This is a genomic window from Acinetobacter sp. 148, assembly GCF_031196675.1.
In the GTDB taxonomy this organism is placed as follows: Bacteria; Pseudomonadota; Gammaproteobacteria; order Pseudomonadales; family Moraxellaceae; genus Acinetobacter; species Acinetobacter baumannii.
In genome coordinates, this window is the sequence record NZ_JAVIMT010000005.1 from 101,677 (window position 1) to 126,473 (window position 24,797).

At 38.3% G+C, this 24,797-nt stretch carries 20 protein-coding genes and 6 tRNA genes; 16 read left to right on the plus strand and 10 right to left on the minus strand.

The genetic code is table 11. The annotated features are described in order from the left end of the window. Position 1: 1 nt before the first annotated feature. The gene (locus tag RFX69_RS00500; protein ID WP_001260821.1) at positions 2-1,120 is read right to left on the minus strand and encodes an efflux RND transporter periplasmic adaptor subunit; all 1,119 of its coding nucleotides are present in this window, start codon (positions 1,118-1,120) and stop codon (positions 2-4) included. A gap of 59 nt (positions 1,121-1,179) precedes the next feature. After that, positions 1,180-1,818: a hypothetical protein gene (locus tag RFX69_RS00505; protein ID WP_002027721.1), complete on the minus strand. Its 639-nt coding sequence runs from the start codon at positions 1,816-1,818 to the stop codon at positions 1,180-1,182. A gap of 282 nt (positions 1,819-2,100) precedes the next feature. Here RFX69_RS00505 and pilG point away from each other — a divergent pair, with 282 nt between their 5' ends. The 6 genes from pilG to RFX69_RS00535 all read left to right on the plus strand — a co-directional run bounded on the left by pilG (position 2,101) and on the right by RFX69_RS00535 (position 10,720). Next, positions 2,101-2,484, plus strand: coding sequence for a twitching motility response regulator PilG (gene pilG / locus RFX69_RS00510; RefSeq protein ID WP_000389061.1), 384 nt, complete (start codon positions 2,101-2,103; stop codon positions 2,482-2,484). 23 nt (positions 2,485-2,507) lie between these two features. Next, positions 2,508-2,870: a PleD family two-component system response regulator gene (locus RFX69_RS00515; protein WP_000101096.1), complete on the plus strand. Its 363-nt coding sequence runs from the start codon at positions 2,508-2,510 to the stop codon at positions 2,868-2,870. A gap of 60 nt (positions 2,871-2,930) precedes the next feature. Continuing rightward, complete coding sequence (locus tag RFX69_RS00520) at positions 2,931-3,467, plus strand: chemotaxis protein CheW (RefSeq protein WP_000729761.1); 537 nt, start codon at positions 2,931-2,933, stop codon at positions 3,465-3,467. A gap of 46 nt (positions 3,468-3,513) precedes the next feature. Further along, positions 3,514-5,592 (plus strand): methyl-accepting chemotaxis protein, encoded by a 2,079-nt coding sequence (locus tag RFX69_RS00525; RefSeq protein WP_000505929.1) that lies wholly within the window; start codon positions 3,514-3,516, stop codon positions 5,590-5,592. A gap of 146 nt (positions 5,593-5,738) precedes the next feature. Further along, on the plus strand, positions 5,739-10,259 hold the full coding sequence (locus RFX69_RS00530; RefSeq protein ID WP_289332906.1) for a hybrid sensor histidine kinase/response regulator: 4,521 nt from the start codon (positions 5,739-5,741) through the stop codon (positions 10,257-10,259). After that, positions 10,256-10,720 (plus strand): hypothetical protein, encoded by a 465-nt coding sequence (locus tag RFX69_RS00535; protein ID WP_000678925.1) that lies wholly within the window; start codon positions 10,256-10,258, stop codon positions 10,718-10,720. Before RFX69_RS00530 ends, RFX69_RS00535 begins: the two co-directional genes overlap by 4 nt. Before the next feature lie 35 nt (positions 10,721-10,755). On the opposite strand, the gene dapE is transcribed toward RFX69_RS00535, so the two are convergent. From dapE to RFX69_RS00550, 3 genes are all read right to left on the minus strand, one after another. Next, on the minus strand, positions 10,756-11,892 hold the full coding sequence (gene dapE / locus RFX69_RS00540) for a succinyl-diaminopimelate desuccinylase (protein WP_001016573.1): 1,137 nt from the start codon (positions 11,890-11,892) through the stop codon (positions 10,756-10,758). Between the two features lie 125 nt (positions 11,893-12,017). Then, the gene (locus RFX69_RS00545; RefSeq protein WP_001984826.1) at positions 12,018-12,161 is read right to left on the minus strand and encodes an entericidin A/B family lipoprotein; all 144 of its coding nucleotides are present in this window, start codon (positions 12,159-12,161) and stop codon (positions 12,018-12,020) included. A gap of 98 nt (positions 12,162-12,259) precedes the next feature. Next, entirely contained in the window at positions 12,260-13,168 is a 909-nt protein-coding gene (locus RFX69_RS00550; RefSeq protein WP_289332907.1) for a DUF1853 family protein, read from the minus strand. A gap of 104 nt (positions 13,169-13,272) precedes the next feature. Here RFX69_RS00550 and RFX69_RS00555 point away from each other — a divergent pair, with 104 nt between their 5' ends. The 8 genes from RFX69_RS00555 (at position 13,273) to RFX69_RS00590 (ending at position 15,157) form a co-directional block, all read left to right on the plus strand. Then, positions 13,273-13,641 carry a YbaN family protein gene (locus RFX69_RS00555; RefSeq protein ID WP_001259501.1) on the plus strand — a complete coding sequence of 123 codons (369 nt, stop codon included), beginning with the start codon at positions 13,273-13,275 and terminating at the stop codon, positions 13,639-13,641. A 150-nt stretch (positions 13,642-13,791) separates the two neighbouring features. Beyond that, positions 13,792-14,295 (plus strand): cell wall-recycling L,D-carboxypeptidase ElsL, encoded by a 504-nt coding sequence (gene elsL, locus RFX69_RS00560; protein ID WP_309168480.1) that lies wholly within the window; start codon positions 13,792-13,794, stop codon positions 14,293-14,295. 206 nt (positions 14,296-14,501) lie between these two features. After that, a tRNA-Val gene (locus RFX69_RS00565) sits at positions 14,502-14,577 on the plus strand. A 24-nt stretch (positions 14,578-14,601) separates the two neighbouring features. Next, positions 14,602-14,678: transfer RNA gene (locus RFX69_RS00570), tRNA-Asp, on the plus strand. A 47-nt stretch (positions 14,679-14,725) separates the two neighbouring features. Then, positions 14,726-14,802: transfer RNA gene (locus RFX69_RS00575), tRNA-Asp, on the plus strand. 21 nt (positions 14,803-14,823) lie between these two features. After that, positions 14,824-14,899: transfer RNA gene (locus RFX69_RS00580), tRNA-Val, on the plus strand. A gap of 39 nt (positions 14,900-14,938) precedes the next feature. Then, positions 14,939-15,015 (plus strand) — tRNA-Asp (locus tag RFX69_RS00585). Positions 15,016-15,081: 66 nt separating this feature from the next. Beyond that, positions 15,082-15,157, plus strand: a tRNA-Val gene (locus tag RFX69_RS00590). A gap of 208 nt (positions 15,158-15,365) precedes the next feature. Here RFX69_RS00590 and RFX69_RS00595 read toward each other — a convergent pair. From RFX69_RS00595 to yccS, 4 genes are all read right to left on the minus strand, one after another. Then, on the minus strand, positions 15,366-16,151 hold the full coding sequence (locus RFX69_RS00595) for a YdcF family protein (protein WP_001198163.1): 786 nt from the start codon (positions 16,149-16,151) through the stop codon (positions 15,366-15,368). Positions 16,152-16,277: 126 nt separating this feature from the next. Continuing rightward, positions 16,278-18,824: a sulfite reductase flavoprotein subunit alpha gene (locus RFX69_RS00600; RefSeq protein WP_271056165.1), complete on the minus strand. Its 2,547-nt coding sequence runs from the start codon at positions 18,822-18,824 to the stop codon at positions 16,278-16,280. A 157-nt stretch (positions 18,825-18,981) separates the two neighbouring features. Next, positions 18,982-19,557, minus strand: a complete 576-nt coding sequence (locus RFX69_RS00605; RefSeq protein ID WP_289332908.1) for a hypothetical protein — start codon at positions 19,555-19,557, stop codon at positions 18,982-18,984. A 100-nt stretch (positions 19,558-19,657) separates the two neighbouring features. Next, on the minus strand, positions 19,658-21,832 hold the full coding sequence (yccS, locus tag RFX69_RS00610) for a YccS family putative transporter (protein ID WP_001984830.1): 2,175 nt from the start codon (positions 21,830-21,832) through the stop codon (positions 19,658-19,660). A 127-nt stretch (positions 21,833-21,959) separates the two neighbouring features. On the opposite strand from yccS, the gene RFX69_RS00615 reads away from it, so the two are divergent. Beyond that, positions 21,960-23,174 (plus strand): multidrug effflux MFS transporter, encoded by a 1,215-nt coding sequence (locus tag RFX69_RS00615; RefSeq protein WP_000003701.1) that lies wholly within the window; start codon positions 21,960-21,962, stop codon positions 23,172-23,174. Between the two features lie 27 nt (positions 23,175-23,201). On the opposite strand, the gene RFX69_RS00620 is transcribed toward RFX69_RS00615, so the two are convergent. After that, positions 23,202-23,906 carry a nitroreductase gene (locus RFX69_RS00620; protein ID WP_001047593.1) on the minus strand — a complete coding sequence of 235 codons (705 nt, stop codon included), beginning with the start codon at positions 23,904-23,906 and terminating at the stop codon, positions 23,202-23,204. Between the two features lie 510 nt (positions 23,907-24,416). On the opposite strand from RFX69_RS00620, the gene RFX69_RS00625 reads away from it, so the two are divergent. Next, the gene (locus tag RFX69_RS00625) at positions 24,417-24,620 is read left to right on the plus strand and encodes a hypothetical protein (RefSeq protein WP_002010643.1); all 204 of its coding nucleotides are present in this window, start codon (positions 24,417-24,419) and stop codon (positions 24,618-24,620) included. The last annotated feature ends 177 nt before the right edge of the window (positions 24,621-24,797 follow it).

Consider the following 24,797-nt stretch of genomic DNA (forward strand, 5'->3'; position numbering starts at 1 on the left):
CTTATTTATTTTTTTCGGTTGTAAGCGTCACTTTTTTATTGATATCAGAATCTTCAAACTGGATACGACTTACCTGATCTGTACTTTGTAAACCCTGAACTAAAGCAATATTTTCGTTGTATCGTTGCTCAACCACTCGAATTTTGACTTTCTGAATCGTTTGATTGCGTATCACCCATACAAAAGGATCATGTTGCAGATTTTGAATACTATCTAAAGGAATGGTTTGTCCCTGATTGCTATCATTATGCAAAATAATACCGTTAATGAACGCACCAATACTTAATGAATCAATCGCTTCTTTAGGGCTCGCAAAGAATTCAATTTGTCGGCTATCTTGATCTGCTACAGGTGAAATACGGGTCAGTATGGCATGTAATTGTTTCGAGTTACCCTGAATCTGATACTGGATAGAGCTACCTACTTTTAAGGCAGATTGTTGCTCAATAGGTAGTTTCGCTTGTATTTCTAATTGATCCGGATTAACGATTTCAAATAATGTTTGTCCAACCGAAACGGTTTGTCCCGGTTCAACTTGTCGTTTCGTAATCACACCTGAAATGGGGCTAGTAATAATACCGTCTCGATCAGCTTTTTTAGCAATATCCACATTGGCTTGTTGAGCTCTAACACTTTCAAGTTGACCTTTATAATCCACCTGACTTTGCTCAAACTCTACACGGGCAATAAAGCCTTGATTGAGTAATCTTTGTTTTCGATTCATCAAATTACGTGCAAGTTCTGCTTGTGCCTGAGCAGAAGCAAGATTAGCCTGTGCCTGAGCTAAGCGTGCAGCGTTGTCTTGATTATTTAATCTAACTAAAACTTGGCCTTTTTGTACCTTTTGACCTACATTGGCTGTAACGGCAGTCGCTGTTGCACTAACCTGGGCTTGAATAGAACTTTGTTGTACTGCACGAATAGTTCCTGTAAAAGCGGTTTGAGCGGCGAGTGAGCCTTCTTTTACAGGAATTAAATCTTGAGGAATGAGTTCAATTTTTTTAGGTTCAGATGCTGTTGTTTTTGGTACTTCTTGCTGGTTACATGCAGCTAAGATTAAACTCAGACTGATCAAGCTTAATTTAAAAAAAGTAGAAGGGGTAAGATGCGTTGTGCGCATACAGCATCATCCTGTAATTCAAATTTTATTTTGCCCCTATTCTTGATAAAGCTGTAACCTTATTCAAGCTTTTTTAAACGTTCGATAATATTTTCATAATCTTTATTGGTGCGATTATAGGTTTTCGAAAGTATTTCAAGTGTTTGTTTAACCTTATTAATATTCATAAGATTGTTTTCAATCAAGGTTTTATGTCTTTCGGGAACTTGTTCACCCTTACGAAAATATTCCATTTCTTGCCGCTTAAATAAAATTTTGTCTTGTTGTAATTGGCTCAGTTGGTCCTGCTGATAATTTATTTGTTTTTTAATCGCCAATAATGCTTGGTCTCTTTTAATCGTCGCAGTTTTACTATTGCTATATGCTCTTTTTAATTTGTTATCTTCTTCTCTGTATCGAGCTGATAATGCACGCTGTGAGGACTGATTTAAATCAGCTTCAGAATTATAAGGATGATTTCTTTTAATGACTTGCATATTCTGGTCGAGTGCTTCATATCCATAGCGAATATGAGCCGGCGTTACGGATGTACTAATATTCGCAATACCATGCTGATCATAATAACGATACCAGACAGCTTTAGGAGCTGCATTGGCAGCCAACGTTGGGGAAGAGAAAAACAGTGCTCCGCAAGAGGCAATGCCTATAGATACAGACAAGCAGTTCCTATAAAAGGCATATTTCATCCGCTTATTCATAAAATTCCCCAAAAAAGAAAGGTAAGTCACTTATTTTTAAATAATTAATCTTAAATATATTAGTTATTATTTAACTGAATAAAAATATCGACATTATAAAAAAAATGATAATTTTTTTGAAAGTGTGATGAGGTTAAAAGTTATTGTTTATAAATGAGAAAGTAGACAAAAAGCTTTCATTGAAAATAGAAGTATAGATATGTTAAAAATGCGTATAAATCTGTAAAAACAAATTTAAGTTAAATTGCATTTATATTTTATGTTATGGGGATGGAAGATTAAATGGAAGATGCATTCCAAAATCTGAAAGTAATGGTTATTGATGACTCAAAAACTATTCGCCGTACCGCAGAAACTCTATTGCAACGCGAAGGTTGCGAAGTGATTACTGCTGTCGATGGATTTGAAGCTTTATCTAAAATTGCTGAAGCGAATCCGGATATTGTTTTTGTAGATATCATGATGCCTCGTTTAGACGGTTATCAAACTTGTGCTCTGATTAAGAACTCTCAAAATTATCAGAACATTCCCGTTATCATGCTCTCTAGTAAAGATGGTTTATTTGATCAGGCAAAAGGGCGTGTGGTAGGTTCAGATGAATACTTGACGAAACCTTTTAGCAAAGATGAATTGCTAAATGCGATTCGTAATCATGTAAGTTCATAATAAGTAATTTGAGGGCAAAAGAAATGGCACGTATTCTCATTGTTGATGACTCACCAACAGAAACTTTTCGTTTTAAAGAAATCCTAACTAAGCATGGCTATGACGTACTTGAAGCATCTAACGGTGCAGATGGTGTGACTTTGGCAAAAGCTGAGCAGCCTGACTTGGTATTAATGGATGTGGTCATGCCAGGTGTAAATGGTTTTCAGGCAACGCGCCAGATTACCCGTGATGAAGACACGAAGCATATTCCGGTGGTGATTGTGAGTACTAAAGATCAGGCAACTGACCGAGTATGGGGTAAACGTCAAGGCGCAATCGATTACTTAATCAAGCCAATCGAAGAAAAGCAATTAATTGATGTAATTAAACAATTTCTAAATTAACTCATCCATCCATAAAAACATAAATAACGGGATAAATACGCCCGTTTTATAGGATCGAGTATGGCAGCGAATGGATTTATCGAGTTACTTCGTTTGTCTAAACGGGGTAATAAGAATTACGCTTCAGTTCAAAATGAAGCACAGCGATGGTCAGGAATTGCTTTTGAAATGAGAGGGCAATACTTCGTCGCACCACTTGGGGAAGTGTCAGAAGTTATCTATCCACCGAAATATACACCAGTTCCAAATACTCAAAGTTGGGTCAAGGGATTGGCAAACATTCGTGGTAGATTACTTTCGGTATCTGATTTGGCTCATTTTATTTCAGGGCAGCGGAGTTCATTTTCGTCTACCCAAAAAGTGCTGTGTATTAGCCATCATGACCAGTATGTGGGGTTGGTTGTGGATCAGGTTTTGGGGATTCAGCACTTTAATAAAAAAAGTTTTTTTTCTCAGAGTTTAGACTTAGAGGAAAACCTAAAAGAATATTGCCAAGGGTATTTTCACCAACACAATCAACATTGGCATGTCTTTTTATTTAGTCGGTTATTGCAAAACCCACACTACATGAACGCATCGACAAAATTTATAAACTAATTTTTATGCTGTGAATGAACAGCGTATTTTTCTGGGGAGAAGCTGTATGGGCTTTAAACTTAAAAAGAAAAGTGGCAATCGCGGTGCTACCGGAAAATCGAGTGTCAATTTTATTGCAAAAATCCAGTCAAAAATTGAGCAGTTTGCCAGTTTATTTGGGGAAAGTGAAAAGTCCAAGCCTATCCTTTATGCAGCGCTGTTATGTTTAGTATGTGCGTTAATTTCATTAGCTTATCTATTTTATAATGTGCCTCGTCATAACCAGTTAATTCGAAGTCTTGGTGAGTTACGTCTGTTATCTCAAACCATTTCTAAACAAGCAACTGAAGCAACAGAGTCGGGTTCTCAAGAGGCGATCACAAAGCTACAGCAATCTAAAAAAGACTTTGATGAGAACTTACTTGAAATTGAAAATATTCACGGTAAGTCGACCGATGAATATCAAAAAGTTGAGAAAATATGGGGTGAGGTTTCAAAAAATATTGATTTGATTTCATCACATCAACGAGTTCTTAACCAGTTATATGATACCAACATCTCGATTAGTGAAACGGTTCCAGAGATTCAGGCAGAATATAACTTGATGGTCGACCAAATGGCTCGCCAAGGTTTGCCAAGTAGTCAGGTAATTATTGCTAAAAACCAGGTATTTATTGCAGAGCGTATTTTACGTTCGATTAACTCGGTGTTAAGTGGTACGGACGGAAATGTATCAACTAGTGACTTTAGTGTCGATATTGAGACTTTTGGTACCTATTTAAATGCTGAACTGAATGGTAATGCCGAGTTAGGTGTTGATCGTATTGCTGATCCGGCTTTACGTGAATCTTTAGAAAGTATTAAGTCTGAATATGACAAAGTCTTAAAATCTGCTGCTGCAACGGTATTAAAAAATGGTAGCCAGATTGTCAATGTTCGTCAGGCTTCTTCTCAGATTTTCGCTAAATCGGATGTAATGTTGGAAAGTCTAGGACATTTATCTGATGTTGCAAGAAAGAACTGGCTCACCTTATTTTTAGGTGCTGTTCTTATTCTTTCATTAGGCGGACTAATTTTCTCTGTATTCAAGTTAATTACACTACGTAGTGTAATGGATAAGCAGCGTGTTGCTCGATTACAGGAAGAATATGACCGTAACCAGAATGCGATTTTACGTTTACTTGATGAAATTGCTGATTTGGCGGATGGTGACTTACGTTCATATGCAACTGTATCTGAAGACTTTACGGGTGCCATTGCCGACTCGATTAACTTCGCAATTGACCAACTACGAGATTTGGTTTCACGAATTCATGAAACCTCTCAGGAAGTTGCACGCTATACACAAGATACGCAAAGTATTACTAACCAGTTAGCAGAGGCATCAGAACATCAGGCGCAAGAAATTGCAGGTGCTTCTACTGCCATGAATGAAATGGCACAGTCAATTGACCAAGTATCTGCCAACGCTTCTGAATCTGCGGAAGTAGCACAGCGTTCAGTACAAATTGCATCAAATGGTGCACAAGTGGTAAATCGTTCAATTGAAGGTATGGATACTATTCGTGAGCAGATTCAGGAAACTTCTAAACGTATTAAGCGCTTAGGTGAGTCTTCTCAAGAAATTGGTAACATCGTATCGCTCATTAACGATATTGCAGACCAAACGAACATCCTTGCATTAAATGCAGCAATTCAAGCATCTATGGCAGGTGAGGCTGGTCGTGGTTTCGCCGTGGTTGCCGATGAAGTACAACGTCTTGCTGAGCGCTCAGCATCTGCAACCAAACAGATCGAAACACTGGTTAAAACAATTCAGACCGATACCAACGAAGCCGTTATTTCAATGGAACAAACAACAACGGAAGTTGTACGTGGTGCGAATTTGGCAAAAGATGCGGGTATTGCACTGGATGAAATCCAAAAAGTCTCGGGTGACTTGGCAAAATTGATTGCGAGCATTTCCGATGCAGCAAAACTTCAGTCAGCATCTGCGAGTCACATTGCAACCACCATGACGGTTGTACAAGAAATTACTTCGCAAACAACAACGGCAACGTTTGATACTGCTCGCTCCGTATCAGAGTTGGCGAATATGGCAGAGTCATTACGTGAGTCAGTAACGGACTTTAAATTACCAGACTAAATTGGGGGATAAGAATAGCTATTCTCATATCGCTATTCTTTTAAAAGTATGAGTAGCGCCAGACAAATATTGGGGAGATAGTTATTTTTCTGGTGTTGACTCTGTAGTTTTCCCCACTCAGGGGGTAAGCAAAAGAAGCCTTTGCTATGAAAGAAATATTAAAAACTTTAACTGAAGCAATGACGCTACCTGAAGATAGCTATTCTGAACAAGATGCTGAGTTTCTTGAGATCTTCATTGAAGAAATTGAAGAGATTTTTGTTGATTTGCAACCTTTGATAAATAAATGGATGCAGTCTGAGAATATTGCTACGCTCACTGAAATTCGTCGTCATTTCCATACCTTAAAAGGTTCCGGAAGAATGATTGGCGCTAAATCTTCAGCTGAGCTTGCGTGGAAAGTTGAAGATACACTCAACCGGGTAATCAACCAAAGCTTACAATTAACGCCAACTATTCAGAGCTATGTGCAGTTAGTATTTAAGTTCTATTTCCTTAAATTAGTAGATAATTTTAAGCAAAAACGAGCACATACCTTAGATTTCAGACCTCTTATTTTATTAGGCCAACAACTACAACAACAGCAAAGTTTAGAGCCAGCTTTAGAAGAGCTTTTACAACTTTCAAATACGCTTATGGCCGAAACAGTGACTGGTCTTGAGCTAGATTATATTGAACAAGATTCGTTAGCCGAGCCAATCATTCAAGCTACACATACTGAAATTGAAATAAATCTAGATGAAACTTTGACCTTATTTATGGAAGAGGCGGAAGAACATTTAGCCACGATTCATCAATTCTTAGATCAAGAGTTACATCAGTATGACAGTTACAATGCTTTAATACGTGCTTTACATACTTTGCGTGGTAGCTCTGCAATGGCACAGGTCGAAACAATTTTCGAGGCCAGTACCAAAGTTGAGCATTTATTTAAAATACTGCTACAAGAAGAGTTATCTTCTCACTCGGAAGAAATTTTATTATTACAAGAATATCGTGAGTTTGTTCGAGATAGCTTGGAACTACTATCTAGATATAGTTCAAGTGAACAGCTCGAAGCGAGATTGCAGCAATTTAATCAATCTTGGGATGCATATGTTGAGCAACATGGTGACCGAACAGATCCGTTAATGCCTTCTCATGGCTTGGTATCGCAATTATTACAATTAGATGTTTCTGAATTACTGGATGCAGAATTAGATTTTGAGAAGGGAATTCGTAATGAGTTTCCTGATTACCTTGAACGCCTAAGTGAACAGGCTGATTTATTACTGCAACATACACATTCTCAAGCAATGCTGGGTTTACATGAATATACCAGCCAACTTAAAGAAAGTTATGAAGTACTACTTGATAAACCTGCGTTATTACAATCAGACTATATATTTGAAATTTATCAAAAAGCACATCAACAGCTCATTCAATTATTTGATGCTTTAGCTGCTGGTCAGCGAGTCGGTGTTGTTAAGCAACATCAAAGTATTTTAGAAGAATTAAAACTTTATACGCAGTACATTCCAGACATATCAAATGATCTGCCTCAGCAGGATTCGACATCTTTTGAACCAATATCCAATATTGAACCAGAGCCAGAAGTAGTAGCTACTGTAGAGAATTTCTCAGACTCTGCAGACTGGGCGGTATTAGGTCAAAGTGTGCAGCAAGATCGACAATATATTTCATCTACACAAGTGAATCGAAATTTTGATGCTGATCTTTTAGATATCTTTCTTGAAGAAGCTGAAGAATTACTTGAGGGAATTGATACCGATCTTAATATTTGGGTAAGTGAGCAAGAAAACTTTGCAGCTCTGAACAATCTAATGCGTTATTTGCATACCTTGAAAGGGGGAGCAAATATGGTTCAGGCAACGTATCTTGGTTTGATTGCCCATGAATTAGAAAGCATTTATGAGCGTTTAATTCAAAAGCAATTAGTGGTAACTTCAGATTTAATTGATTTTATTCGTTTGGTTCAAGATGACTTGGCTGATCGTTTACAAATCATGCGTGAACAACAACTAGATTATGCAGCCCCTTACACAATTAACGCATTAAAACGAGCGGGTCAAAACTTTAACTTCCAACCTTTACCAGTGGTTGAGGCATTTGATACTGAAAGTGAGATATTCTCTGAGCAAGAGGTGATATCTGAAATAATAATAGATGAGATACCAGTAGAACTTGAACCTGCTCTTGCAGAGCTAGAAACTCATCACGATCAGGTATTCGATACAGCGGTTACCGAGTTAGCTACTCCAGTTGAGATGATTACCACGGTTACATCGCAAGAGAGTGAAGTTGCAGCTGATGAACAGGACATTGAGGCTGTTGTTGAACAGACGTTCCTAGAAGAAGCTACTGAATTGTTAGAAATGGCTGAGTCGCTATTAAAACAATGGTTTGAACAGCGTACAAACCGTAGTATTTTGCTTCAGCTTCAAAGAGCCGTACACAGTTTAAAAGGTGGTGCACGAATGGTGGGTTTAGAAGCCGTACAAGCAATTGCCTACCAACTAGAAAATGCTTTTGAACAATTTGCGCTGCATCACTTCAATTCGAATATTTATGATCATTTATTAGAAAGTGCGATTGCATGGTTAAAAGATGCAATTTTCAACCACAACTATCAGCATTTCGATGGATTACAGCAAAGTTTAGAAAATATTCAATTCTTTGAAACTACAATCCAGATTCCGACTAAGTTAACTAGAGCGGACTTGTTTAGCTCAGAACCAGTGATGACCTTTATACAAGGTGATGGTACAGAGCCTCCACCAATGATGGGTGCATGGGAGCAAACAGAGCGTCTGGATCAGAATAATGAAATGATCCGTGTTTCAGCCGACTTAATCGAGAAAATGATTGATTTGTCTGGTGAAAATTCCATTAACCGTTCACGAATTGAAATGGACCTAAGCCAGTTTAGCCATACACTAGTTGAAATGGAGTTGGCGATTCAACGACTTGCCGATCAGTTACGTCGAATGGAAGGTGAGTTAGAAACACAGATTATTGCTAAACATGGAATTGAACATTCTCGTTATACTGACTTTGACCCATTAGAGATGGACCAATATTCATCTTTAAATCAATTGTCGAAATCGCTTGCTGAATCTGCATCGGACTTGGTCGACTTTAAAAATACGTTATCTGACAAAATCAGAGATACCGAAAGTTTGCTTTTACAACAATCACGAATTCAAGCGGAAATTCAAGAAGGTTTAATGCGGACACGTTTGGTCCCATTTTCGCGTTTATTGCCGCGTTTACAACGAATTGTTCGTCAGACGTCTACAGCATTGAATAGACCTGCTGAGCTTTTCGTAAATAATACGGAAGGTGAGTTGGACCGCAACATTTTAGAACGGTTAGTGACTCCGCTTGAGCATATGCTCAGAAACGCAATTGACCATGGTTTAGAGGACCGAGCGCAGCGGCAACAAGCAAATAAACCGGAAACAGGGCGTATTGAACTTAATATTCAGCGTCAAGGTACGGATGTTGTGGTTGTCTTTAGTGATGATGGTCAAGGTATTGATGTTGAAAAAGTACGTCAGAAAGCACTCCTTGCCGGATTGATCAAGCCAGAACAAGACTTAGAACAGCAAGACATACTGCAACTCATTTTCCATCCGGGTTTAAGTACAGCAGAACAAGTCACTCAGATTTCCGGGCGTGGTGTAGGTCTTGATGTCGTACAGAGTGATATTAAGTCTTTGGGGGGACATGTCAGCGTTGAATCCGTCTATGGGCAGGGAACAACATTTACGATTCGCGTACCGACTACAGTAGCGGTAAGTGATGCCTTAATGGTTAAAGTGGCAGATCAACAATTTGCGATTCCACTCGCTCAAATCGATCGAATTATTCGGGTGTCACCAGCCTCTTTAGAGCAGTATTTTGAAAGTCCTCAAGAACTATTTGAGTATGAAAATAAACGTTATCCATTACGTTATCTTTCTGAATTTGTTGGTAACCAACCCATACCACGTTTAAATGGTGTGATGTATTCATTACCTGTGTTAATGATTAAAGCCAATAATGGCCAAACTGTGGCACTACTTGTTGACCAGTTAATTGGCTCTCGAGCACAAATTGTAGTGAAACCAATTGGTCAACAGTTCTCTAGCATTGGAGCAATTGCAGGCGCCACAATTTTAGGTGATGGACAGGTCTGCTTAATTTTAGACGGACAAAATATTGCGCGACAAATTCAGTCAACTCAGCGTCATAAACAACTTAGTGAAGCAATATATAGACAACGAGAGTCTGATGAACGCCGTCTCATCATGATTGTAGATGACTCAGTAACTGTGCGTAAGGTCACTTCCCGATTACTTGAACGCCAAGGCTATGATGTGGTTACGGCTAAAGATGGTGTTGACGCCATAGAGCAGCTAGAAAATATTAAGCCAGATTTGATGCTACTTGATATTGAAATGCCACGTATGGATGGTTTTGAGGTTCTCAATCTTGTACGACATCATGATATGCATCAATACATGCCAATTATTATGATTACATCTAGAACAGGCGAAAAACATCGTGAACGAGCATTCTCGTTAGGTGTAAGTCAATATATGGGTAAACCTTTCCAAGAAGAAGAGTTACTAGACAATATCGATGCTTTACTTGTAGCGTCTGAAAGTGAGGTCAAATCATGAAAGGTAGTGTAAATACATCATTGATCGCTAATATGGACCAACAAGAGCTACAGCATCTTATTACGGTTTCAACTGGTTTTATTGACGCTTATATCATTGAATGTAACGATCAGGTACCTATGCTATTGCCACAAAACATCGTGTTGTCTGCCATGGATGTAAAAAATGGCGTAAAACATATTGAATGGCATGATGTGAAGCTACCGGTCTACTCAGTACATAACGCAATTGATCAACATGCAGTCGCATTAGTGATTGAAGGGGAAGATATTAGCCAACGTTTTGCATTAATCTGTAAAACTATGCCAGTTTCTACTCGTCTGCGTATTTCTGAAATTGTCGATGAAATGGATGAGCATGAGGCTGAACAACACCCAGCAGTATTTAAATATGTGCGTATGCAAGATCAACGCTACTATATACCTAACTTAGAATATATTGAAAAAACACTTGGTTTATAAAGGAAAAAGGAACTCATTTGAGTTCCTTTTTTATTTTATTGAGCTAATAAATTTTCTAAAATTTGCTCATAAATATCAGTTAATGGATCAAGATCATGTACATCAACATGTTCATTAATTTGATGGATAGTAGCGTTTAGAACACCGAGTTCTAAAACTTGTGCACCTGTTGGAGCAATGAAGCGCCCATCAGATGTACCACCACTTGTTGAAAGCTCAGTCTCAGTACCAGTCACATTTAAAATAGCAGTTTGAGCTGCGTTAACTAATTCACCTACTGGAGTTAAGAATGGTAAGCCAGACAAATTCCAGACAATTTCATACTGCAAGCCATGCTTGTCTAAAATTTCATGAACACGTTGTTTAAGCTGTTCTGCTGTAACCTCGGTTGAATAACGGAAATTAAAAGTAACTTCTAAAGCACCAGGGATCACATTGGTTGCGCCAGTACCTGCATGGATATTTGAAATCTGGAATGAAGTTGCAGGGAAATACTCATTGCCATTGTCCCAAACTGTTTGGCACAACTCAGCTAACGCTGGAGATGCTTCATGAATTGGATTCCGTGCCAAGTGTGGGTAAGCTACATGACCTTGTTTGCCTTGAACCTTCAATACAGCATTAAGAGAGCCACGACGGCCATTCTTAACAATATCACCTAATTTATGAGTACTTGATGGTTCACCAACCAAACACCAAGTAATTTTTTCATTACGCTTTTCCAGTGTTTCGATGACTTTAACTGTACCGTTAACAGCAGGACCTTCTTCATCTGAAGTAATTAAAAAAGCAATTGAACCTTTATGGTTTGGGTGTTTCGCTACAAAACGTTCAGATGCAACTACCATTGCAGCTAATGCAGTTTTCATATCTGCTGAACCACGACCATATAATTTGCCGTCACGAATTTCTGGTGCAAATGGGTCTGAATTCCAAGCGTCTAAACGTCCTGTTGGTACTACGTCGGTATGACCAGCAAAACAAAATACAGGGCCTTCGGTTCCACGTCGAGCCCATAAATTATCGACATCTCCAAAGCGCATAGGTTCAATATGGAAGCCAACTTTAGCTAAGCGGTCAGCCATAATAGTTTGGCAAGTATGATCAATAGGAGTAACAGAAGGCTGTTGTAAAAGTTCTAAGCTAAGCGAGAGAGTGTCTGAGTGGTTCATACCGGAAATTGCGTACTGATGAGGTGAAATATAGTCCGATATAATAGGCGAATCTCTAAGGGATGGGTATTTAAAAATAAAAAAACCTTATCGAAACGATAAGGTTTTTAAATGTTAAGCATAACTTACATTTTATTTTCAGTTTTTTGTGCGGTGTTAGTTACAGCATCACCAGCTTTAGAGACATCTTGACCAAAACCCTTGAACGTATTACAACCTGTTAAAACAAATGCCACCATTACAGATGCGACTAAAACTTTTTTCATCATTTTCTCCGTATAAATTTAATAATGAAGTAAATTTAGATTAAAAAACAAACGGAAAAAGAAACATGATTGTTTAATAGTAAAAACGTTATAAATTGTTTCTATAAGGACGTGGTCTCTTGTAAAACACCGTTATTTTTGATGAGAGAAGGTTTTAAGCTTAGTAAAGCAGGGTGCCTGAACATATAAAATCGGGTTTCATTAATATTTTGACAATACAGGCCATCAGTCCACCAATAAGCAGTGTTTGAACTCGCTTTTTGATGAGGACAAAGCCATTCATGTCTTTCTAAGCGGTAAAAGTCAGATTTAGGGATTTCTGTACCCCAAGTACCTAAGCGACGTTTTAAATTTACCCATTCAGGAATAGGCTGTTCTTGAGGTAAATTTAGAGGAAGATAAAGTTGCCCTTTTAAGACAGCGAAACGTTGTTGAACTTTAAAACCCAAAGCTTCTGAAAATTGAAATTGTTTGTCAGTAAAGTGGTAAAGCTTTTTACTTAAAGTATCTTGTTTATTTAAACCAATCCATTGTTCTAAATTTAATTGACCTTCACCTAGGTAATATTTTAGAGCAACTTCCCAATGTTCAATTTCTTGAGTATTTTGATTTAAAACTAAAAAATCGAGTTCACCTAAAGTTTTTGCTCCATCAATTTTTTGAATGCTATGGCCTAATAACTGATAAGGATGATATTGATCTTCTTGTAGCCAAAACCAAAGTAAATTTTCAAAACGTAAACCTAAGCGTGTACTCTTAAGCCGAGACATAAATTGAAGTAAGGGTTCTGGTGCTGCATCAAGCTGCTTTAGGCGGGGTAAGTAATTTTGAAAATGTTGTTCCCAACTTTGATCCGTATGTAATTGAAAATTATGTCGAATAGTAAGGCTACGAGGAAGCTGGCTAAGTAGATTCGGGCTGGCAATTGTAAAGGCCAATTGTCTTACCATTGGGTGACTGAACTGTAACCATGGCTCAAAATAGGATGTTTTAATTGAGGCAATATTCATACGTTGAGTACTCGAAATAATTCATCCAAATTTCATGGTCAATCAACAAAACAATACCAGAAAAACACTTTATACTACGAGTAACAATAGCTTAAGGTTTATATATGCGAACATTGTTTTGGCGAACTCTGGTCGTGATTTTTATCACGCTTGGTATTATTGGAGCAATTTTACCAGGCATGCCGACAACAGTGTTTCTTATTCTGGCTGCTTGGGCGGCCTCAAAGGGATGGCCTCAGATGGATGCGTGGTTGTTAAACCACCCCAAGTATGGACCAACCCTGCGGGACTGGCGAGCAAATGGGACAGTACCGCGTAAGGCAAAGTGGATTGCAACCATTATGATGACCGCAAGTGGTATTCTGATGCTGTTTACTTCGGCGCCGTTTTGGGTCAAGGTTTTTACCGATACTACCATGCTTGTTGTTGCAATTTGGTTATGGCTACGTCCTGAGCCAAAATTAAAAGATTGATAATCTTTTAATTTTGGCGCAAGACAAGCAGTGAAACTGTGCATAGAGTAAAGAAGATTGATAATCTTTTAACTTTGGTGCAAGACAAGCTTTCCCATAATTTTTCATTAAAGCTCAAAATAGTTGAGTTGATATAAGAGAAGAAATTCGATGTCCCAATTTAAACTTGAAGATGCAGATATTCTTATCGATTTAGCAAATCAAACTTTAAGCTTACCTAAACATAATAAGTTTTACGTGGTCTCTACTGGCAAAAATGGAATTGGGGAACAAGAAAATACGGGTAAAACCCCACGTGGATGGCATCGGGTTGCTAAGAAATTTGGTATGCAATCTCCCAAAAATGCAGTTTTTATTGCACGGCAGCCCACAGGTGAAGTTTATAGCAGTGAATTAGCCGCACAATTTCCTGAGCGAGATTGGATATTGTCACGCATTCTTTGGTTAGATGGTTTAGAAGAGGACTTTAACAAAGGCGAAGGCCACGACACGATGCAACGTTATATCTATATTCATGGTACACCTGATAAAGAACCGATGGGGGTTCCAATGTCACATGGGTGTATTCGAATGCGTAATGAAGAAATCATTGAATTGTTTGATTTAGTCTCTGAAGACGCATTAGTTTATTTGTCTGAACAATCTTTAACCTAAAATAGGATTTTAAAGATTATTGTTTAATTGGGCGAATGATCAAAATATTAAAATAAGTGCTTAAATAAAATACAAAAAATTGTTTTTTACTTAATAATGACTTATTTTTAATCATTCATTCGCATTTTTTTGAAAAGTTGTCGAAAAGCGTTTGACACCTGTTAAAGATTCTCTATAATGCACCTCACAAACGATGAAGACGTTAAGGGCGCTTAGCTCAGTTGGTAGAGCGTCTGCCTTACAAGCAGAATGTCGGCGGTTCGATCCCGTCAGCGCCCACCAAGCCTTTACGTTAAGATCTCAAGTGCAGCGGTAGTTCAGTTGGTTAGAATACCGGCCTGTCACGCCGGGGGTCGCGGGTTCGAGCCCCGTCCGCTGCGCCACTTAAGACTTAACATCGTTTACCCCACAATTGCGATATTGTGAAAGTGCAGCGGTAGTTCAGTTGGTTAGAATACCGGCCTGTCACGCCGGGGGTCGCGGGTTCGAGCCCCGTCCGCTGCGCCACTTTTATAAAACGCTTTTGCAGGGCGCTTAGCTCAGTTGGTAGAGCGTCTGCCTTACAAGCAGAATGTCGGCGGTTCGATCCCGTCAGCGCCCACCATAATTTGTGACCATACTTTATTTTTAAAGTATTGCAAGTGCAGCGGTAGTTCAGTTGGTTAGAATACCGGCCTGTCACGCCGGGGGTCGCGGGTTCGAGCCCCGTCCGCTGCGCCATTCTCTTGATTCCCTGATCTAGAGGATGTAATGTATAAAGACTGCGATTGTTGTCTTTTTTAATCAGGGCGCTTAGCTCAGTTGGTAGAGCGTCTGCCTTACAAGCAGAATGTCGGCGGTTCGATCCCGTCAGCGCCCACCATAATTTTTTCAAATTTAAAAAATTAAACACGCTAATTTATTTAGTGTTTTTTGCGTTTCTGCTCTTCCTGTTTTTTATCTATCTATTTTATCTCTTTTTAGTTAACCCTCTCTTTTCCATACTTAATTTTTGAGTTCAAATTATTATTACTATCGAGTTTAACTAAAGCTGCCACGCTGGAAAGCAATAGCAGCTTTGTAAACCAAGATTAATACTCGTTTAGAAGCCAGCCACTAGCGTACGCAAAATATTCACGTAGCCAAGCGTTGTAGCGAGTAATTAAAGGTGTTTCTGCAGCGACCATATAAACTTGTGTATAGCCTTGTTTCTTTGCAATAGCTGCAGCTCGTGGTGTATGGAAGTCACTTGTAACAATTGCAATGGGTTGATTAACATTAATATGAGCTTGTTCAAGTAAAGGTTTACTATTTTTAAGATTAAGTTCTGTACTTGTGCTTTTGTCTTCAAGGATCATTCGATCTTTTGCTATATGAAAATGTTGTTCCAAGTAGCGTGACATGACTAATGCTTCAGGTTCTTTTTCGGAGAAGTCTAAACCGCCTGTTAAAATAACCTTTGCTTGCGGTTGTGAAAGGGCAACTGGCGCTGCTGTGTCAAGACGCTTTGCGAGAATAGCTGAAGGCTGTCCATTTTCGACACCACTTCCTAAAACAATAATTGCTTTAACTGCGGGAAGGTTTTGACTTGCGTCTTTATTTTCTTTAATAAAATTAAAAAAATAGCCTAAGCCAATTAACCAAATCCAGAAACACAACCACCCAAAACGCCAAAGAGTATGAAGCCGATAGTGATAGAAGAAAAACCGTTCTAAATGATAATAAAATAATGCATAAAGACAGAAGAATGCTCCTAAAACTAAAGGAACAAGTGTGCCTACATGAATTTTATTTAGAAAAGCTAGAAATAAGCCGTCCAAAAATAAAATTGAACCAATGACTGCTAAGAAAATCCGAATCCACTTACTGACTTGCATTGTGTTTAAAGCTGCAATTTAAATTGCAGACAGTGTATGCAAAATCATTCCAAATTCAATGCTGATTGTAATAAAAAGCCGAGTAAAGCATTTTGGCTATTACTCGGCTTTGTTATTTATTGATATTTAATAAACATCACGGCGATAACGGCCTTGTTGTCTTAACTCATCGACTTGTTCTTCGCCTAAAATATGAATAAGTGCTTGATCTACTCCGCTAGCCATTCCTTCAATACTTCCACAAACATAAAGAACTGCACCACGTTCAATCCAGTTGACTAACTCTGCTGCATTTTGTCGGATGATATCTTGAACATAAACACGTTGTTCTTGATCACGTGAGAACGCAAGATCAAGTCGTTTTAACATTCCCATCGTTTGCCAAGCTTCAATGGTTGATGCATAGAAGAAATCATGAGCACGTTGGCGTTCACCGAAAATTAGCCAGTTTTCAGTATAGTTATGGCGAGTTCGTGTATGAAGTAAACTCATTAAACCCGCGATTCCCGTTCCATTACCTATACAAATAATTGGACGATTATCATCAATCAAATGAAAAGACTCATTGGTACGGATACGCAGTGCAACATTTTGATTAATTTCTGTATGTTGAGTCAGCCAACCTGATCCTAAACCTAAATCACCAGACTCATCATATTGTTGACGAACAACTAGACGTAATACTTGCTGAGAAGGGATGCTAGCAATTGAATATTCTCGCGTTGGTAGGGTAGGAAGTTGTTCTAGTAAATGGTCCAGATTGGCAAACGGTTCAATTTCACCAGTTAAATCTTTATTCCAAAGTGCCTTTTCAATAGAAACCTGTAGCGAGTCTACCACTGCATTTTTAAGAATGTGATGATGCTGTAAAAACTTATTAATACGTTCAGGGCTGTTACCTGGTTGTATTTCAGCAATGTCTCCAGCTTGCCATATAGCTTCATGATTGGCTGTAAGTTCAATATTGTAGGCAGGCTGACCTAGACTATTTGGATTGAGTAAATCACGTTGTTGTAATATCCAATTATCAAACACTTTTTCGATATTAACAGCATGCAAATCTAGTTTGGTTGCTTTTACAAGCGCCTGATTCCAGTTTTGAATATCTGCCGGATTTGCATTATCTACTTCTATAATATCGAAGAGGGCTTTGGCACCATTGTTTTTAAGCCATTCATCTACTGTGTGGCCAAAACTACAATAAGTATCCGGATATTCCTTAGAACCTAAAGCTAATACTGCATATTTGACATGTTGAAGTCTTAAATTAGTTTTTAATAACTTTTTAGCAAAATTAGAAGCTAAGTCAGGTGCTTCTCCAGTACCATAGGTGCTAATCACAAATAATATTTGTTCATGTTGCTGTAAATCAGCTTCGGTTAGTTGTTGTACAGATTTAACCTGAACTGGTTGATGTGCCTCTTGTAAGCTCGTTGCAGTACTCCACGCGAGTTGTTCCGCAACTCCGGTTTGGGTGGCATAAGTGATTAACCAAGGCTTAGCATTTTGGTCGATATAATGGCCTGCTAAAGACTGGCGAGCCGCTTGAGTAAGTTTTTTCTGCTTACGGCGTTTAAGGTAAAGCATCCATCCGGTAATAAAGAATAATGGCATGGCTAAAGAAGCAAGCATCGCCACAAATTGATAAACTGGCCCGAAGAAACTACCTCGGTGCACAGGTAACATACTGCTCATAATTTTTTGATTAAGCTTTTTATCTTCATAAAGCTCCATTTTTTCAATATTGGCAGTTTTATAGTTATAGACAGCTTGGTTACGTGCACGTTCATGTTGTGGCGTTGCATCTACAAAACTTAATTCAATTTTTCCATCATCTTTTTTAGGTAAGTTAACTGTTAAAGTCGAATAATCACGTCCAATCTGATTATTAAAACCACTCCAAGTTTGGTTGAGTGCGGTAATCAGTTGAGCATTATCTAGTTGAATTTTAGGCAATTGATCTTTATTTCGCCCAGATCCACCATGGCCTTGCATTTTAGGTTGTTCTACACCTAATACTTTGAACATACCACTACGCCACCAGTCATATGACCAATATAGACCTGTACATGCAAAAAGAAGATAAAAAACAATAACCCATGTACCTACAACAGCGTGTAAATCCCAAATAAAATTTCGACCTTTAAGTTTGGGCTTAACAGCAAGCCATTGACGTGCAGAGTGCTTTTTCGGCCAGCGTAAATATAATCCGCTCAAAACAAAATATATGAGCATTAAGGCACAAGCACCGGTAATTTGTTTACCGAACTCACCAGCAGTTAAGTTTCGGTGAATTTGTTGTATTAATAAAAGTAGTTTACGACCTTGTACCTCTGGTAATACTTGAGCTGTATAAGGGTTAACCATCATATTGTAGCCGCGTCGTTCGCCTTCTTTTTCAATGTTTACTACAGATGAGGCGGTAGGATCTTTGGCAATTGTAATGCTATTAATTTTAATTTCAGGCTGGATTGTTGTGAAATGCTGGTAAAGCTGAGCAGGGGTAAGCTTAGGCGAGCTTTGTACTTGCACAACATAACTATCTGTATTTACCCATTTTAAAATTTGCTGATCATAAGAATAAATTGCGCCTGTAACACCCATAATGGATAAGATGAGGCCAGCACTAATACCCAGAAACCAATGAATTTGAAATAAAAACTTTTTAAACATGGTCGAATAATGTAAATATGATGGAGATCTTGTAACGAAGTATAGCCGAAGATTGAGTAGATAATATGGATTTTGGAGATAATATTAATTTTCATTATCATTTATTTTTAGCATAATAAAAAACCTCCTGTAAAGGAGGCTTTTTAAAGAGGTGAAACTATAAAGTTTTCGGTTCACCTACACTTTCTTTCAAATGCTTACGAATTGTATTGAAAGAAAAGTTTTTAGAGTCCATACGTTTAGGCAATATATATGCACCTTGTTGTTCCTGACCTTTAGGATCTTTTACTTTAAAGTTAACTAAAATAAAGTCAGGGGTGTTGTACCATTCATAGATATTTTTCCATCCGATAGTTCCAACGCCTTCTTGTAAGCCCATTTGTTGGCGCATTACGATACCGTGAGGTTGTACGCCTAAGCGAATACCTTTGATTTCCTGCACAGGAAACTCATTCATCTTACGCTTAACGTACCATTCCAAACCATATTTGCGGCCCAGGTAATAAAGTACTACACAGACAATAGCAACCCAGCAAATCACTGTAGAGTAGTTCTTGATAAAGATAAGACCTAAAATCGCAAGGGCTAAAATTATGCCCATAATCGCCCAGATTTTTGTGCTGATTTTATTGGTGCTGCGCCAGATAAGAAGTTGTGCATTACGTTGCTCAGCTTCTGATACCTCGTAAGGAACAGGCTGAAGCGTATAAGCATATAAAGTTTTCGCGGTCATAGTGCAAATAACAAATTGTAAACTGTTTTAAGTTTAGCATTAATTGGCATAAGTCAGGAAAGGATATTATGCCAATTTCATACTAAATTCTGACTCAAATTTATAATGATGCAAGTTCACTAGCATCATTATCCAGATCATGACTTAGCCTTTGTTTTAACATACTAAATCGATTTAAAACACTGAGCATCAACGATAACTGCTGTAAAATAATGAGCGATTTTTGGTCATCTTCATCATTTTGGCTTAAGCGCTGACGTATCGTCTGTAGCATATTTTGTGCCGTAAGATCAGGCATTTCATCTCTTAACAAAGCACCTTGTATATCATCTAATGCTTGATCTAATACGTTAAGAACCGCTTGATCCTGTATCTTTTCTCGATGTGCTCCAAGTGCAGCGATATAACTTAAAAATGTATGATTGAGGCATAAAAATTCAAATATATCGGATTTACGAGTAGGGTCGAAGTCTGGCTCTGTTGCTAAAGTAGAAATAAGCGAAGCAACTTCTGCATCAGTATTATGTGCTGCTCGGCGGACAATACGGTAGTTGAGGGCATGATTATGTCCTTCATGATATTGTTTTACCACTTCAGCTAAATAATTACATTGTGCTTGTAAGGAGCGTCGAATACTGCGCGGTAGGCGACGGAATTTCCAGTCAGGCCAAATAAAGGTCACACCAAACCATGCTAAAGCACAACCAATTAGGGTATCAACAAACCTAGGAATAGCTGCAGCGACTGCCGAACCGTCCAGATTAAAGTTAATTAATGCCAAAATGGTAATAAAAGCGGTTGCTTGAGCATATTGCTTACTACGTAACTCGAAAAACAGTACGCCACTCAAAATTAGCATGACTAATTGCCCTTCCACAGAAGGTACTAAAAATACTATGCTAAGGCCGACAATAATCCCGACTAATGTACCCACAATACGTAAACGTAAGCGACGTTTTGTTGCGTTAAAGTTAGGTTGGCTAACAAATAAAGCAGTCAACATAATCCAGTAGCCATATTCGATATGGGTCATTTGAATAAATACATATCCAATAAAAAGAACAATCGAAACACGAATGGCATGACGGAATAGTACAGATTCAGGTGTTAGATTTTGTTTTATTCGAACAACAATATCATTCCAACCTTTTAAATCATCATCTTTAAGTTGGTTTTCAGCCTGCTTTACTTTGTCAGACTGAATATGCTGTTCCGTTTCTAAGTTGAGTAATTGTGAGTCAATAGACTTTAAGTTTCGGTATAAGGCAAAAAGAGCATTTACCCACAATAAGTCATACTGCTGATCATCTCTTAACTTTACTAAAGATAAGCGTAAGTTCTCAAAACTCTGCTTAAAGCGCTTGTTATGGATATAGGGTTTACGCTGTAAAATACATTCATTTAGCTCTTGGCAAGCTTTACCCTGAATTGCCAAAATGCGCTGAAACCTAAATAAAATATCACTGTGCTGGAAAATTTTAGCTAACTTTTGATAGTCGATATGGGCAGAATCTGCACGTTCATGGATATCTTGTGCGACAAAATAATAATGTAGGCTACGGCGAGTACCTTTTTGTCCACGGTCACCCTTTAAACGGGTTAAAAGGGCGGTTTTAAGATCATTAAAGATCGTTATTAATTTGCCATTTTCTAATGAAAGATCAATCATGCTTTGCTGATAACTCGCAGGAGTCATATCGACATCAAACAAATTGGATTTGGCAAATAAAAAGTCGCCTAATGAAGCATAAGAGGCCGCAAGTTTATCTTGAAGTTGGCGAACCGGAAATAATAAAAAGCTAATGGTTGCAATAAGTCCGTACCATGCTGCTCCCGCAACCAAAAGAGCTGGCTGAATATACCACTGGTCAAATAAATGAACTCCTAGCATGGTATAAACTGAAACAACCAGACATCCATAAGAAATTGTTGCGTAACGGCGACCTAATGACCCGAGTAAAATCCAGCCAATACAAGAGGCAATCAGCCCTAGCGCAAAAAGCATTGGATAAGGGAAAAGTAATTGTACGGAAGCTGCAGTAATGAAGAAACCAATATAGGTGTAAATCAAATTCATGATTCGCACTGAAAAGCGATCATCAATATCACTTAAACCAGCTGCGACCACACCTAAAGTGAGGGGAATTGTTGCTAATTGATGTCCTAGAAAATAAGGCACGAACGCAGTTCCTGAAAAGGCAATCAGCATCCGCACGTTATACATAAATGATGTGTTATAAGTCGCTCTTTTTAGGCGTTTAAACCAAGATTTCAAATGAAGTCCTTGCTGATCAACCTGAGTGATAAATGATTTGCGTATTTCTACACCAATGTTGCACAAATCATACGATAGACAGTGTAAGCTTGTCTGTATGCAAATGATTGAAAAATGAAATATCGTTATGTCTGAACAAACAGCCCAGCGTCAATATTCTATTGGCTGGATTATGTTGCTCGCTTTACTCACGGCTTTAGGGCCATTATCCATTGATATGTACTTACCTGCGTTGCCTCAAATGGCCCATGATTTTGGGGTGAGTACGCAAATGGTAGCAAACACATTGCCAGCTTATTTTTTTGGTTTAGCCATTGGTCAACTGGTATATGGACCTTTAAGCGACCGTATTGGTCGAAAAAAGCCTCTTTATTTTGGGCTTGCGCTTTATGCAGTTGCAAGCTTGTTCTGTGTGCTCGCTACAAATGAATGGAGCCTAATTGCTGCCCGTATTTTACAAGCCTTAGGTGGTTGTGTGGGGGTGGTTATGGCTCGTGCTGCTATACGCGATAGATTAGATGTGCAAGGCTCGGCACAAGCTTTTTCAAGCATGATGATCGTAATGGGCTTGGCACCTATTTTGGCACCGATGATTGGGGCCTGGATATTAATCTGGTTTCCATGGCAAGCGATTTTTATTGCGCTTTCAATTGTAGGGGCAATCTGTTGGCTATGTGTACATTTCTTTTTTAAAGAAACTTTGGCAGTTGATAAGAGGCTCAAGTTATCTCTATATCAAGTGGCTACCTTATATGGTGCTATTTTCAAAGATGCAAGCTTCCGTTTACCTATGTTTGCAGGATGTTTAACAGGTGCAGCGTTATTCTGTTATATCAGTTCAGCTCCAGCCGTTTTTATGGATCAATATGGCTTAAATCAGCAAGAGTTTGCTTATGTATTCGGGCTCAATGCTTTTGGCATTATGTTAATGTCATCTTTAAATAAGCACTTAACCACACGTGTTGAAATCACTAAGCGCTTAAAAGCAGGTTCAATGGTACAAGTGACAGGTGCAAGCATTGTGTTGATTGCTGGCTTAATTTCTGCAGCACCTTTATGGCTAGTAATGTTAGGACTGTTCTTAGCAATTTCAGGAATTGGTTTAACTGGACCAAATGCTATGGCTCTAGCCATGTCAAAGCAAGGTGCTCGTGCAGGAACAGCCAGTGCAATTATGGGCAGTATGCAATTTGCTTGTGGTCTATTGGGTGGAGTACTGCTTAACTTCCTTATTTGGTCTGCATCACTCAATATGGGAGTGATGATGGTGTTATTTACATTAAGTGGTTTTATTGTTGTTTTAAAAGCGATTCGACAAGCAAAAAGCCAATCACTCTCTTGATTTTAAGAGAGTGATTGGCTTGCATCTTTAATCAAGAAAAACTGCAAAATTCTCAACAGGCTCTCTAGGTGTAATAAAGGTATTCACAATATGTTCAGGGTCGGCATGACCTAGTGCAATTGCACATACCAACTCTTCATCATCTGCTGCGCCTAAAATATCTAACACTAGGGGATGAAAATGGTTCCAAGCTGCTTGAGGGCAGGTGTCTAATCCCCGAGCCTTGGCAGCGACCATGACATTTTGAATCATCATAGCGATATCCATTTTGGAACCAATTCCCATTGCTTTATTGACTGTAAAGAAAATTCCGACTGGAGCATCAAACAGTTTGAAGTTACGTAACTGCTGAGCAGCCATTTTTTCTTTTTCACCTTTTTTAATATCTAATAAACCATAGAGTCCCCAACCATTTTCACGGCGACGGTCAATAAAAGGAGAGACCCATTTTTCAGGATAATATGCAAAAGTTTCTTTATATTGCTCTGCAAGTTCGGGATTTTTGGAAACCTCAATCTGTGCTGCACAAACACGCTCTACCATTTCATCACGTTTATGACCTGTGACTACATAAACTTTCCATGGTTGAGTGTTGGTACCGGAAGGTGCTCGACTTGCGACTCTTAATATATCTTTAATGACTTCTGGCTCAATGGGAGTGCTTAAAAAAGCACGGACAGAATGTCGAGAGGTAATTGCTTCGTCAACAAGGCGGACTTGTTCCAAATTCATGAGTACTCCTGATCTTTTTCCTCAATATTTAATACTTTTTGAGATGCAATTTTATATGCTGGAATTGCTGTATTTATAAGCAAAAAATATTAGAAAACAGATATCCTTATATATATGATTAATGACTTGGGTAAGACATGATGTCTGCTCAATGATAATTCGAATATGCCACTTTAGGCTTAAAATGGTAAAGTGGTGTGACTTTGATAGTCATTCAATTAAAGCCAAAATAAGGGTTGAGTAAAAATCGCTCAATTAGAAAAAAGGTATAATATGTTTAAAAACAGTACAAAACAGATGTTTTTGTATAAAAAATAATCTTAAGTTGCATAAACTTTTAATGAAAAACATACACAAAATTTTAAATTTCTGCATAATACCGACTTTTTTACGCAGGTATGATTTCTCCATACTCACGTTAGGAAAAAAGTAGTGGCTGCAAATAAAATACTTTTACAGAAAGGATTTTGTGCAGAAATGGAGAAATACACGAGGTATAAGGAGCTTTACATGAGTTTACCGCTCATCAACAAGCAGTTCATGAAACAAGGATTGGCGATTACCATTGCAACCATGAAAATGAACGTAACTCACGCAACTACTGAGCCACAAGAAATACAACAGCTTGGTACAGATCTCAATGCACTCTTCTTTAATGAAAAAGAAAAGGGCACAGATAGTCGTGTTATGACGATGGCTTGTTACAGTCTTTGAAATTTAAATCCAGTTTAGACATTCGCCCAAAAGTATATGTAAATATGCTTATTGGCTTAAATCCAGTTTTTATAACTCGATTAATTGATGGGAATCATTAAACGAGCTGATTTAGCGGTGGTCATTTGTTAGTTTCCAAGTTTGTAGCCGAGTCGATGCATTCTGTTCACCCAAATG

What these genes read in the sequence shown, in the direction of transcription:
- RFX69_RS00500 (WP_001260821.1), bottom strand. Translation starts at nt 1,120, where the DNA reads ATGCGCACAACGCATCTTACCCCTTCTACTTTTTTTAAATTAAGCTTG.
- RFX69_RS00505 (WP_002027721.1), bottom strand. Translation starts at nt 1,818, where the DNA reads ATGAATAAGCGGATGAAATATGCCTTTTATAGGAACTGCTTGTCTGTA.
- pilG (WP_000389061.1), top strand. Translation starts at nt 2,101, where the DNA reads ATGGAAGATGCATTCCAAAATCTGAAAGTAATGGTTATTGATGACTCA.
- RFX69_RS00515 (WP_000101096.1), top strand. Translation starts at nt 2,508, where the DNA reads ATGGCACGTATTCTCATTGTTGATGACTCACCAACAGAAACTTTTCGT.
- RFX69_RS00520 (WP_000729761.1), top strand. Translation starts at nt 2,931, where the DNA reads ATGGCAGCGAATGGATTTATCGAGTTACTTCGTTTGTCTAAACGGGGT.
- RFX69_RS00525 (WP_000505929.1), top strand. Translation starts at nt 3,514, where the DNA reads ATGGGCTTTAAACTTAAAAAGAAAAGTGGCAATCGCGGTGCTACCGGA.
- RFX69_RS00530 (WP_289332906.1), top strand. Translation starts at nt 5,739, where the DNA reads ATGAAAGAAATATTAAAAACTTTAACTGAAGCAATGACGCTACCTGAA.
- RFX69_RS00535 (WP_000678925.1), top strand. Translation starts at nt 10,256, where the DNA reads ATGAAAGGTAGTGTAAATACATCATTGATCGCTAATATGGACCAACAA.
- dapE (WP_001016573.1), bottom strand. Translation starts at nt 11,892, where the DNA reads ATGAACCACTCAGACACTCTCTCGCTTAGCTTAGAACTTTTACAACAG.
- RFX69_RS00545 (WP_001984826.1), bottom strand. Translation starts at nt 12,161, where the DNA reads ATGATGAAAAAAGTTTTAGTCGCATCTGTAATGGTGGCATTTGTTTTA.
- RFX69_RS00550 (WP_289332907.1), bottom strand. Translation starts at nt 13,168, where the DNA reads ATGAATATTGCCTCAATTAAAACATCCTATTTTGAGCCATGGTTACAG.
- RFX69_RS00555 (WP_001259501.1), top strand. Translation starts at nt 13,273, where the DNA reads ATGCGAACATTGTTTTGGCGAACTCTGGTCGTGATTTTTATCACGCTT.
- elsL (WP_309168480.1), top strand. Translation starts at nt 13,792, where the DNA reads ATGTCCCAATTTAAACTTGAAGATGCAGATATTCTTATCGATTTAGCA.
- RFX69_RS00595 (WP_001198163.1), bottom strand. Translation starts at nt 16,151, where the DNA reads ATGCAAGTCAGTAAGTGGATTCGGATTTTCTTAGCAGTCATTGGTTCA.
- RFX69_RS00600 (WP_271056165.1), bottom strand. Translation starts at nt 18,824, where the DNA reads ATGTTTAAAAAGTTTTTATTTCAAATTCATTGGTTTCTGGGTATTAGT.
- RFX69_RS00605 (WP_289332908.1), bottom strand. Translation starts at nt 19,557, where the DNA reads ATGACCGCGAAAACTTTATATGCTTATACGCTTCAGCCTGTTCCTTAC.
- RFX69_RS00615 (WP_000003701.1), top strand. Translation starts at nt 21,960, where the DNA reads ATGTCTGAACAAACAGCCCAGCGTCAATATTCTATTGGCTGGATTATG.
- RFX69_RS00620 (WP_001047593.1), bottom strand. Translation starts at nt 23,906, where the DNA reads ATGAATTTGGAACAAGTCCGCCTTGTTGACGAAGCAATTACCTCTCGA.
- RFX69_RS00625 (WP_002010643.1), top strand. Translation starts at nt 24,417, where the DNA reads ATGAGTTTACCGCTCATCAACAAGCAGTTCATGAAACAAGGATTGGCG.